At 70.7% G+C, this 1,696-nt stretch carries 2 protein-coding genes and 1 pseudogene; 1 reads left to right on the top strand and 2 read right to left on the bottom strand.

Annotated elements, in window-relative coordinates:
• The first annotated feature begins 311 nt into the window (after nt 1-311).
• A complete protein-coding gene (locus ACY45C_RS03435; protein WP_011437857.1) occupies nt 312-536 on the top strand; it encodes an RNA-binding S4 domain-containing protein in 225 nt (74 codons plus the stop codon).
• 32 nt (nt 537-568) lie between these two features.
• On the opposite strand, the gene ACY45C_RS03430 is transcribed toward ACY45C_RS03435, so the two are convergent.
• Both ACY45C_RS03430 and ACY45C_RS03425 read right to left on the bottom strand, forming a co-directional pair.
• Nucleotides 569-1,096 (bottom strand): lytic transglycosylase domain-containing protein, encoded by a 528-nt coding sequence (locus ACY45C_RS03430; protein ID WP_462186196.1) that lies wholly within the window; start codon nt 1,094-1,096, stop codon nt 569-571.
• A gap of 85 nt (nt 1,097-1,181) precedes the next feature.
• A pseudogene (locus ACY45C_RS03425) lies at nt 1,182-1,696 on the bottom strand (tyrosine-protein phosphatase); the annotation flags it as partial.

Below are 1,696 nucleotides of genomic sequence, written 5' to 3'. Positions count from 1 at the left end.
GGATGCCGGTGTGGGGACGGGGGGTGCCCCCGGTTCAAGGCGGGCTGTCCCGGTCGCTGCGTCCGAGGAGGAATCCGAGGAGGAGGCTGCCACGCCCGTCAGCATGCCTCAGCCGTCCCGCACCCCTGTGTATTGCGGGTCCCGGCACGTCGCTGGTCTCGGCGCATTGCCGGTCCCGGCAGGTGGCTCCGACGGGTGGTTCGGGATACCCCGGTCGGTCGGGCCTGGTCCCGGGCGTGGAATTCACCGAACGGGGGATGGTGCCGAGGCGGGAAGGCCACAGGAGCGGGAGTGGGGCGGGAGCGGAGGCGATGCGGGATGCTGCGGGTATGCGCGAGGTGAGCATTCGTGGAGACGGGATACGGCTGGGGCAGTTCCTCAAGCTCGCGGATGTGGTCGAGGCCGGGTCCGAGGTGAAGGAGCTGCTCGCGGGCGGGATGGTGCGGGTCAACGGGGAGGTCGAGACCCGGCGGGGCCGGCAGCTCGCGCCGGGGGACGAGGTTGCCGTGGCCGGCGAGGCACTCCGGGTCCTATGAGCCATCGCCACGACTCTGCCGGTCACCGGGCGTCAGAGCCGGTCGGAGTAGGTGTCCGCCCAGCCGTGGACCTTCGCCACGTAGGCCCTGGTCTCCTGGAAGTCGGGGATGCCCCCGGCGGTTCGCACGGCGCTCGGGCCGGCGTTGTAGGCGGCCAGGATCAGCGAGACCCGGTCGCCGGGTAGATACCCGACCTCCTGGGCGAGCCGGGCCTCGTAGAAGGCCGCGGACGGGATGGCGTCGAGCGGGTCGAGTGGGTCGGTGATCCCGTCGTGGTTGCCGTCGATCCCGAATTCGGCCCAGGTGGTGGGGAGGAACTGCATGATGCCCCGGGCGCCGGCGCGCGAGACCGCCTGCGCGTCGAACTTGCTCTCCACCCGGGCCTGCGCCGCGAGCTGCGCGGCGGTCAGGACACCGTAGGTCGCCGCCGCGGACCGGAAGACCGGGACCAGGTCGTCGGGCACGTCGAGGTGGGGGTACCGCAGTACGCCACAGCCGCTCATCAGGGTGATGACGATGAACGCGGCCAGGGTAGAACGTGCGGGCGCCCCATTGATCATCCGCACATTGTCCGTCTCCGGGATCGGGGGTGTCCCGTTGCCCACGTCGTCATGCCACGTCCCGAGGGTCTTCGTCCACGCGAAGCTATCCAACCAGGGCCGTGCGCAGTGACCGCAGGTCGGTCTCGGTGAGACCGGTGTGCCGAGCCCAGGCCGCGGGACCGCCTCAACCGGTGTCGACACCGGCCAGAAAGCCCCGCATGACCTCGGGCCGGCAGGCCAGCTGGCCCGAGGTGAGCGAGGTCACCGAGTGGTTATAGGACGGTCGGTCGGCCAGGCGGGCGTTGACCCGGTCGATGCGCTCGTTCGTCTGGACGTAGTCGGCGATGATCGCCTCGGGGTGCACGCCGACGAGACTGAGGAGCAGGGCAGCGAGCATGCCGGTACGGTCCTTTCCCGCCGCGCAGTGGAACAGGGCCGGGCCCGCCGCCGGCTGGGCCAGCAGGTGCAGCGCCCTGGCCACCGAGTCCCCGGCCAGGCGCAGGTAGTCCAGGTAGTGCTCGATTCGGTCGGCTGAGTCGCGGTCCTTGACGATGGCAGGGTAGCGCGGGTCGTCCGGCATCACCCATTCACCGGGGAGAAAGGACAGGTTGTGGTAAG

It is taken from the genome of Frankia sp. CcWB2, assembly GCF_977927585.1.
This window is presented reverse-complemented; position numbering and strand designations above follow the sequence as displayed.

What these genes read in the sequence shown, in the direction of transcription:
- ACY45C_RS03435 (WP_011437857.1), top strand. Translation starts at nt 312, where the DNA reads ATGCGGGATGCTGCGGGTATGCGCGAGGTGAGCATTCGTGGAGACGGG.
- ACY45C_RS03430 (WP_462186196.1), bottom strand. Translation starts at nt 1,096, where the DNA reads ATGATCAATGGGGCGCCCGCACGTTCTACCCTGGCCGCGTTCATCGTC.